Origin of the sequence: Oceanivirga salmonicida, from assembly GCF_001517915.1 — a bacterium.
GTDB lineage: Bacteria > Fusobacteriota > Fusobacteriia > Fusobacteriales > Leptotrichiaceae > Oceanivirga > Oceanivirga salmonicida.
The window spans coordinates 31,931-41,988 of sequence record NZ_LOQI01000008.1; the positions used below are offsets into that span (position 1 = coordinate 31,931).

A 10,058-nucleotide genomic window follows, 5' to 3' on the forward strand; every position below is an offset into this window, starting at 1 on the left:
ATATCACTTCAAAATCAACACCTGATCTGTTTCTAAGTTTTTCAAGAAATCTTAAATAGTAATCGCTTATAGAAGTATTTACAAATGCTCCACCATGCACATAAATTATTAAATTTTTACTTTCTTCTGTATAATATCTATAATACACAACGTCTTCTTTATCACCTTCATCATATCTTAATATATGATGCTCTAGTGTATAGTAAGGGTTCTTTGTTAAAGCGGTCTCATTTGTTCCACCACTTTGAAGATAAACTTCATCTTTATTTGCTAATATCTTATTTCCTAATAAATCTATTGAAGATATTACTATGCTGCTACACGACATTGTAAAAAGTAATGCTATACTTATTAAAAATTTTTTCATAATTTACCTCCATTCAAGTTTCGTTTTTAATATATTGTAATAATTTTTTGTTTTTAATTCTAGTATTTCTACGTATTTATCACTTAATTCTACATAAACTTCTTTCTTTTCATCTATTTTTAAACCATCTATATATATATCAGAATTAGAAGATACATTTAATTTAATATTAGGTAATATTAATGATCTTGTCCCTAAATATTGAGAAGCTATTGCAACTATATTTAGTAATTTTAATTCAGGGTGTATAATACTTCCACCTGCTGACATAGCATAAGCAGTTGAGCCTGTTGGTGTTGATATTATTAGACCATCTGCTCTATATTTTGTTACTAATTTTTCTTTATCATATAAATATATTTCATCTAAAAAATTATTTTTAAATACTATATCATTTAATGCATAATACTCATTATCTAATATTTTACAATTTAACAAATATCTTTTACTTAAAATATATTCCTTATTTTTAATTGCTTTTATAACTTCTAAAAATTCATGTACTTCTATATCTGCCATATAACCTATCTTACCATAATTTATGGGAATAATGGGCTTATTGTATTTTATAGCATACTTTAGTGCTTTTAATATAGTGCCATCTCCACCAAAACTAAATATATAGTCTGGATTTTCTTTTACAATTTCTATACTGTTTTCATTTAACATTTTAATTTCGTTAGATATATCTATGTTATCTTTTTTTACTATAAATACTTTCATATAACTTCTTTCTCAATTCTTCTGTGGGTAATCCGACTACATTAGTATAACTACCATCAATTTTAACACAAAAATCAGTTTCTTGTATACCATAAGATCCTGCCTTATCATAAGGGCTTTTATCTTTAATATATTTTTCTATCTCTTCATCACTTAATTTTCTAAAATATATTTTTGTTTTAACTACAAAATTATCAATTTCATTTTCATTTTTTATACATACTCCAGTATATACAAAATGCGAACTATTTGATAAGCTTTTAAGCATATTAAATGCTTCATTATAGTTTTTGGGTTTCCCTAATATTTTATCACCTTTTACAACTATAGTATCTGCTGATATTATTATACCATATTTAGTTATAGAATTGGCTTTTAATTTACTAAGTTCTAAAACCAATTTTTCTGGATTTTTAATATCTAAGTTTTCATCTACATTAGGTATTATAATTTCAAAATCTTTTATAATTTGCCCTAATAATTCTTTTCTTCTAGGAGAACCAGAAGCTAATATATATTTCATTATAGGGAACTTTCTAATTCATCTAGATTAGGTAACCCTTTTTTGGCCACCAAAGTTTGATATATTTTTTCTACCAAATTATAGTCTAAACTTTTTATATATTGTAAATACAGTAAATTGGTAGTATATGAATAAGATTTATGTTCTCCTATAAGATACACCTTTGCTGGTGCTATATCATTTTCTTTTATCTCTTCCATAGATCTTACATTTTTACAAAATTTAGGGTATTTATTATAGAACTGTCTTTCCCATTCCATAACTATATTTTCTATTTTTTCTATAACTTTTTCATTACGCTCATCTACTGCTGGTAAATAATCTTTAATTTTATCGTATTCATCCTTATGAGTATATTCCATCATATATGCATACTTTTCAAAAAGTAAATTTCTACCCTGTTTAATTGTTTCATTTAAATCTCTTAAATAACTATAATTTATATCTCTACTAAGATTTTCCCACTGACTTAAACGAGTGTTATAGAACTCTTCTTTATTATCTTGGCAATTTGCCCTACCGCCAGTATTTTTAAGATTAGTAAATAGTTCCCATTCTTTTTCTAATATTTCTTTTATTATTTTCTCTTTGTCCATTTTAATCTCTCCAACAACCTAGTTCTTTTATAGTTTCATTTTTTATTCTACTTTGTATAACAGGCCCATAATAGCCTATAAAATCAGCTATTCTAATTACTATATCTTTATCTTCTAATTTATCAATTATATCTGAACATATTTCATCCATTATATTTATCTTTTTATTATATGTAGTTTTAGGTTTTACTAAATCATTAAATAAATTATATGCTTTATTATCAATCTCACTTAACATTTTATGTTGCCACTTATAGTATGGACAATATTTTTCATTTATTAAAAAATACATTTCTATACTTGCAGTAATAAATAGTGATAGTGCTTGATTTGCAGCAACATACTCATTTCTTTTAATGCATCTTTCATAATTAATATATGAACTATTCATATTCATGCATCTAGTCGCCATCATATTATATTTTATATCTCTTGGGTAAAACTTAACTTTTTCTCTTATGCTTGTAATTATTCCAAAATCATCTCTAAAAATTTCACCATTGGTAAAAGCAGATAATAAGTATTGTGGTATGTTTCTAAATTCTAAGTCATTATCAGGTGCAGTGTTACTACCCAAAAAACTATAAATATACTCATCTATATCTAAAATACCACGCCTATTTTTACCCCAAACACTTTCATCTAATACTTTAAAACCTTCAAATTCATTTGGTAATTCTTTTAAAATATTTTTAAATTTTTCTCCATATTTTAAATAATCATCATGTCTTAACCAAATAGATGGCATTGCTGAAAAATCATGGTCTCTTGATATACTATCATCATAACCATAACATTCTGAACCATAACCTATAAGGCCTACTGCAACAGGCACATTAAATTCATTGATTATAGGTAAAAGTATTTCATTATAGTATTTTTTAGCTAAAAGCATTCCTTTCATGTTTACCCTTTCTTATCTCTAAGTTTAATAGTTTCTTTTACCATTTCAACATTTTCTTTTACTTTTTTGTAATTTATACTCTCTGTTCCAAATGAAGCCTCACATATGAATAATCCTTTTTCAAATAATTCTAAGGCTTTTTCTAAATCTCCTTTTTGAAACATTGCCACTGCCATACTATTAAGTGCAGATGAATACATAGCATGACCTTTACCTACTTCTTTTTCATACATTTTAAGACATGACTTTATACATTCATCAGATTTTTCTATTTCTCCAACTCCCCTATATGCTAATGCCATATTATTAAGTGTCGTTGCTAATGCAATTTTATACTCTACTAATTCTTGCAATATATCATAACTAGTCTTATGTAATTCTAATGCTTCTTTTGGTCTATTTGTATCTTGATAATATAGCCCTAAATTATTACATATGCTTGCATATTCATAAGTTTTTTGCATATCATATTCATCATAAATCTTTTTAACTTGTAAATATAAAGGTTCTAATTTAGTTATATCTCCTTTAAATCTATATACTTCTGCTAAATTTAGAGTTGTTGTAGCATATGGTATACAATCTTTTGAAAATTTGTTTGCTATAATTTCTCTTGCTTCTACTAAAGAATTTATCGCTGTTTCATAATCTCCTATATATTTAGAAGTTCCACCTAATTCATTTAATATATCAATAGTTACATTACTTGTATTTCCATATACTTCTTTAATATACTTTGTCATTTGTTTTAATAATTCAACTTCCTCTGTTGTCTTACTATCCCTTATTAATTCTTGTCTTTTAATTCTTGATTCATTTATGTATTTTATTTTATCATTTATAGTCATTTATTTACTCCCAACTATCTGTAAATTCTATTAATTTAGATGCGACAGGTTTTTCCATAGATGAATGCCCCGCTCCTTCAACAAAAACTAATTCACAATTATTCATTTTCTTATATAATTCATAAGCTCCACTAGGTCTACAATCAACGTCATATCTACCATGACATATTTTAGTTTTTATATCTTTTATTTTATCTACATTATTTAAAATATAGTTATCTTCTGGTAAGAAACTATTATTAGTGAAATAATGACACTCTAATCTTGCTATTGCAATATCGTATTCTGTAACTTCATTTGCTAGCGGTCTAGGGTATAATGCTACACAACTAGTTTCCCAATCATTCCAATATTTAGCATATTTTGAAACTATGTTCATATCATTACTTCCCAAATATTTCATATAACTAGGTATAATATTTTTCTTTTCATCATCTGTTAAAATAGAAATATATTTATCAAATTCTTGTGGGAAAAAGTAGCCTGCTCCACCTTCATATAACCATGAAACATCACTTTTTCTTGCTAGAAATATACCACGAAGTATCATACCAGAAACTCTATTAGGATGATTTATTGCATATACTAAACTAAGTGCAGTTCCCCAACTTCCACCAAATAAAATCCACTTATCAATTCCTAATAATTCACGAATTTTTTCCATGTCATCTACTAAGTCAAAGGTAGTATTTTCCCTAAGTTCCACGAAAGGTTTAGACCTACCTGCACCCCTTTGGTCAAATATTACTACTCTATATTTATCTTTATTAAAAAATTTTCTCGCTAAATTACCTGAACCACCACCTGGTCCACCATGAACATATACTATTGGTATACCATTAGGATTACCACACTGCTCATAATATACTTCGTGTATATCAGATACTTTTATGTAACCACTATTATATGGTACTAATTCATCATATAGTTCTCTCATTGTTTCACTTCCTTAATTTTATAACATTTAATTCATATAATATAATTTATTATATCATAAATTTAATTTATACATATAAATTATCTGCCCATAATTCACATTGTTTCATTACAATATTTATAGCATCTTCAAATCCTTCAGGTGGATATTTATGACTTTTAAGTAATCTTTTAATTATTTTACGCATTGTTGCTCTTGCAGATTCTTTTTTTTGCCAATCTACTGTTTGATTTTTTCTAAGTGAATCTGCTAATTCCTTTGTTATTATAACCAATTCTTCATTTTCATAAAAATCTTTAACTGCTCTTGGTTTAGTCAATGCATCATAAAAAGCCAATTCATCACTTGTAAGTCCTAATTCGTTTCCTATTTTATGGGCTTCTCTTATGTGTTTTGCTAAATTTAAAAGTTCTTCTATGACTTCTTCATTAGTTAACATGTTATTTAAATATTTATTCATAACTTCTTGCATAATTTGACTAAATTCTTTACTCTTAATTATATTAGTTTTTTTATACACTTTAACTTGTCCATTTATAAGTTTTTTTAATATTTCTACAGCAAGATTTTTTTCTTTTATATTTGAAATATCTTCCAAAAACTTAGGATCAAAAATTGAAAATTCTTTTTTACTAACATCAAATAAATTTATAATTCCTTCACTTTTTATACTATGTTTTAGCAATTCATTTATTCTATCATTAAGTTCTTTAAGAGAAATTTTATTCTCTTCACCTTTATTTAATAATTTCATTATGAGAACTCTTATTGATTCAAAGAATACTGCCTCATATCTTAAATCTTTTTCAACAATAGATGAACACAAAGATAATGCTTGTTTCATTAATCCTGATTCTTTTATAAACAATTCCTTATCTTTAATTTTATTTGGTGAAAGCATAAAATTTAAACCACCAGTAACTGCTCTTGACCTTTCAAGATCTGTACCATTTTTAAATTTATTATAATTATAACCATGAAATAGATCTTTGCATATTTCTAATTTTTCAATAAATTTTGGATATGCAACATCTTTAATATTTGTTTCTCCATAATTTTTTCTATCTCTTACTGTATAGTCATTCATTGCATTTTTAAGTTCTGTTGCTATCCCTATATAATCAACAACAAGTCCACCTTCTTTTCCTTTAAAAACTCTATTTACTCTAGCTATAGCTTGCATTAAATTATGACTTTTCATTGGTTTATATACATACATCGTTGCAAGAGATGGTACATCAAAACCAGTAAGCCACATATCAACAACAATAGCTATTTTCATTTCGTCATTATTATCTTTAAATTTTTTTCCTAATTCTATTCTTTCCCTTTTATTTCCTATAATTGCTTTCCATTCTTCTGGATCTTGATTACTTTCTGTCATTATTATTTTAACTTTTTCATTCCAAGCTGGTCTAAATTCTAATATTTTTTCATAGATTTTCATAGCAATAGTTCTCGAATATGCAACAATCATTGCTTTTCCTGTTAAAAGATTTTCTCTATTTTCTTCATAGTGAGTTATTATATCTTCAACCAAAGAAGTTATTGTTTCATCATTACCCAAAATTGCTTCCATTGTAGCAAGTTCTTTTTTGCTTTTTTCTATTATATAAGGCGTAGCTTTTTCTGCTACACATGAATATTCATGATCAATTTTTTCTAAAGTCTTCTCATCTAATTTAATATTCATTACACGACTTTCATAATAAACTGGTCTAGTTGCTCCATCTTCTACCGCTTGTGTCATATCATAAATATCTATATAATCTCCAAAAACTTCTATTGTACTTCTGTCTCTGCTAGAAATAGGGGTCCCTGTAAATCCTATATATGTAGCATTAGGTAAATTATTTCTTATAATTCTAGCTGTTCCACTTATTATTTTTTCTGTTTCATACCCTTTTTCATCAATAATTGTTTTCGTTTTTTCTACTAACCCATATTGACTTCTATGAGCTTCATCCGCCATAACTATAATATTTTTTCTATCTGACATAGGTTTATCTAATTCTTCAAATTTTTGCATGGTGGTAAAGAAAATTCCATTAGATTTTCTACCATCAAGTAATTTTTTCAAATGTTCTCTACTTTCAGCTTGTACAGGTGATTGTCTTAAAAAATCCTTACATTTTGCAAACTGTCCATATAATTGATCATCTAAATCATTTCTATCAGTTATTACTACAATAGTCGGACTATCTAATTCTTCTTGCAATAAATGTGCATAAAATACCATTGATAATGATTTACCACTTCCTTGTGTATGCCAAAATACTCCACCTCTACCATCTGTATTTATAGCTTTTTTAGTAGATTCAATTGCTTTTTTTACTGCGAAATATTGATGATATGCACCTAATATTTTAAATTGTGTATAACCTTCATTATTAAAACAAATAAAATTTTTTATAATATCCAATAATCTATGTCTTTGAAATATACCATTAAAAAATGTTTCAAAATCAGCTTCACGAGTATGTTCATAACTTCCATCCACTGTTTTCCATTCCATAAATCTATCTTCAACTGATGTTATAGTTCCTGCTTTGCTTATAAGTTGATCACTCATAATACAAATAGCATTATATATAAACATTGAAGGAATATCTTTCATATAATTTCTCAATTGTAAATATGCATCACTAGCATCCGTTTCTTCTCTTGAAGGTGATTTTAATTCTATGACTACTATAGGTAACCCATTTAAAAATAACAAAATATCTGGTCTTCTTGTTGTATTTTCTATAAAACTCCATTGATTAGACACAATAAAAGAATTATTATCAACATTATTATAATCTACAATATATACAATATTAGAAACTTCTTCTCCTTCAATAAAATATTTTACAGATATTCCATTTTGAATATAATCCATAAACTTTACATTATTTTGCACTAATTCTAAACTATCAAAATTTTTAAGCTTATATAAAGCTTCATTTATAGCTTCTACTGGTAAATTAGGATTTAGTCTATATAAAGATTCCTCTAATACTGTTTCATATAATGGAGAATAAAAATCTCTTTCTAAATTTGGACCATAAACATATCTGTAACCCATATTTTTAAATAATTCTAAAATACTATTTTCATAAGAATTTTCAGTATAATTTAAAGACATATTAAATTGTATGATATAATTTTAATTAAATCATACATCTCCTTTCTATTTTTTTAAATATTTTTTATATAATCTAAAATAATTTTTTTATTTTTTATGCCATATTTTTTTGCTACATTATCATATCTTATCAATTTATTTAATATACTATATAGTTTATCAAAGTTAAAATTTTCATCTATTTTTCTTATCCAATGCACAGTTATTAAAATAGAAACTACTATTCTTTTATCATCTAAAAGTATATTAAATTTTATTTCATCTTGTATATAAGGAATTGTTATTATCTTTTTATTTATTATTGGTCTATTATGTGCACAGAAATTCCGTATTAAATTTAAGTGTTTTATCTGAGATATAAAATGACTTATTTTCATATTATATTCACCAGAAATCATTTTTTTATCTTTAATTTTCATTAGATCAAACAAAAATAATATTTCACCAAAGGTTAATATTTCAACTAATTTCCATATATTTGGCATACCATTATTAGTTTTATAGTCTTCATTTTCATACTTTATTCTATCTTTTATTTTAACAATTAATTCTTTTTGATATTTATTTTTTTCATTTATACTAATTTTTTCATTACACCATCTAGAAAAATCAAGGTACCCAACAGCTCCAAATCTTTTTCCCATTTGATATGCCAATTTATTTTTTATAGATAGTTCTATTATTTCAATCAAAGAAAGCAATTCAAGTCTTAATTCTTTATCTAAATAAAAATTTTTTACTACTGCATCAAAATAAGTTTCTTTTTTATACATATTATTTTTATCTATAAAAAATTGAGAAAAATCTTTTAATTTATAATAATTTATATGTCTTAATGTTTTTAATGCTTTTATATCATCATTTATAATCATACCTCTTGATTTAAGTAATTCTAATTGTTCTTTATATGTAAGATGTATTTCTTTTTTCATAGTCTCCTCTCTATAAAATAAAACCCCTACATCGCACAATTAAGCACGTCCACAATCGGAAGTAGGGGTATTGATCTACATAATTTAATTAAATATAAACAGTTCCCTGTCTACATAATTATGATACCCCATTTCATATGAAATGTCAATAGATATATAATAAAATTTATTCGTTTAATACTTTATAAAACTATTTATTAATACACTAAATGATAATTTAGAAGAACAAATACTAACTGTTTATAAAAGACTATTTAAACAATTTAAAACACCTTTTAAAATAGAATATACAAAATATAATGATTATTTAGTTAAAGAAATACCTGAAAACTGGAATGTAGAAAGTATCATTTCTAATTCTATATCAAATACAATCAAATCAGGTGTAGAAAAATATAAAAATAAAAAAATATATATTGCAACAGCTGATGTTCAAGGAAATAATATTTTAGGTGGTAAATTAGTTTCTTTTGAGACAAAAGAAAGTAGAGCTAATATGCAACCGAAATTAAATAGTATTTGGTTTGCCAAAATGAAAAATAGTATTAAGCATATATTTTTAGATTTAACAATGTCTGAATTTGTGGAAAATACTATTTTGTCAACAGGTTTTTTTGGAATAGAATGCAATAATTACTCATTTGAATATATATCAGCATTTATTCTAGATCCTGATTTTGAAAAAGAAAAAAATTTATATGCATCAGGTACTACTCAAGAAGCAATTAATAACAAAAGCTTGAATCAGATATATTTACTGATACCTGATGAAAAGACATTAAAATATTTCCATGAAAAAACTAAAGATCTATTTAGCTCTATAAATAGTAATAAAATACAAAATAAAAAGTTATCGTTATTAAGAGATACTCTATTACCAAAACTAATGTCTGGTGAAATTGATGTCTCTAATATTGCTATTTAGGCTGTTAAATTATCATTTATACGATTGTTTAATTCTATTTTATTTGAAATTAATTCTAATATATAAACAATTTTGTTTTGTACATTTATATTAGGTAAATCAATAAAAACATTACCAATATCTTTTGTCGATATATTTGCCTGGCTAGCACTACCTTTAGCAATAGATGCTAATGA

General features: G+C 25.2%; 11 protein-coding genes. 1 reads left to right on the top strand and 10 read right to left on the bottom strand.

The genetic code is table 11. From position 1 onward, the window contains the following. The 9 genes from AWT72_RS09590 to AWT72_RS01970 all read right to left on the bottom strand — a co-directional run. On the bottom strand, positions 1-367 hold a 367-nt coding region (locus AWT72_RS09590; protein WP_197407584.1), incomplete at its 3' end, for a hypothetical protein. A 3-nt stretch (positions 368-370) separates the two neighbouring features. Continuing rightward, entirely contained in the window at positions 371-1,090 is a 720-nt protein-coding gene (locus AWT72_RS01935) for an NAD(+)/NADH kinase (RefSeq protein WP_067139991.1), read from the bottom strand. After that, positions 1,062-1,613, bottom strand: coding sequence for a Maf family protein (locus tag AWT72_RS01940; RefSeq protein ID WP_067139994.1), 552 nt, complete (start codon positions 1,611-1,613; stop codon positions 1,062-1,064). Before AWT72_RS01940 ends, AWT72_RS01935 begins: the two co-directional genes overlap by 29 nt. Beyond that, entirely contained in the window at positions 1,613-2,209 is a 597-nt protein-coding gene (locus tag AWT72_RS01945; RefSeq protein WP_067139997.1) for a DUF4125 family protein, read from the bottom strand. Before AWT72_RS01945 ends, AWT72_RS01940 begins: the two co-directional genes overlap by 1 nt. Before the next feature lies 1 nt (position 2,210). Continuing rightward, positions 2,211-3,113, bottom strand: coding sequence for a DUF4037 domain-containing protein (locus AWT72_RS01950; RefSeq protein ID WP_067140000.1), 903 nt, complete (start codon positions 3,111-3,113; stop codon positions 2,211-2,213). A 2-nt stretch (positions 3,114-3,115) separates the two neighbouring features. Then, complete coding sequence (locus tag AWT72_RS01955) at positions 3,116-3,961, bottom strand: tetratricopeptide repeat protein (RefSeq protein WP_067140003.1); 846 nt, start codon at positions 3,959-3,961, stop codon at positions 3,116-3,118. 4 nt (positions 3,962-3,965) lie between these two features. Then, positions 3,966-4,898, bottom strand: a complete 933-nt coding sequence (pip, locus tag AWT72_RS01960; protein WP_067140006.1) for a prolyl aminopeptidase — start codon at positions 4,896-4,898, stop codon at positions 3,966-3,968. A gap of 67 nt (positions 4,899-4,965) precedes the next feature. Then, complete coding sequence (locus AWT72_RS01965) at positions 4,966-8,025, bottom strand: type I restriction endonuclease subunit R (protein ID WP_067140010.1); 3,060 nt, start codon at positions 8,023-8,025, stop codon at positions 4,966-4,968. A gap of 53 nt (positions 8,026-8,078) precedes the next feature. Next, positions 8,079-8,957 carry an Abi family protein gene (locus tag AWT72_RS01970; protein ID WP_067140013.1) on the bottom strand — a complete coding sequence of 293 codons (879 nt, stop codon included), beginning with the start codon at positions 8,955-8,957 and terminating at the stop codon, positions 8,079-8,081. 496 nt (positions 8,958-9,453) lie between these two features. On the opposite strand from AWT72_RS01970, the gene AWT72_RS01975 reads away from it, so the two are divergent. Further along, on the top strand, positions 9,454-9,882 hold the full coding sequence (locus AWT72_RS01975; RefSeq protein ID WP_067140016.1) for a restriction endonuclease subunit S: 429 nt from the start codon (positions 9,454-9,456) through the stop codon (positions 9,880-9,882). Here AWT72_RS01975 and AWT72_RS01980 read toward each other — a convergent pair. Next, the coding region (locus AWT72_RS01980; protein WP_197407585.1) for a restriction endonuclease subunit S at positions 9,879-10,058 on the bottom strand (180 nt) is incomplete at its 5' end. The two genes, AWT72_RS01975 and AWT72_RS01980, sit on opposite strands and share 4 nt — an antisense overlap.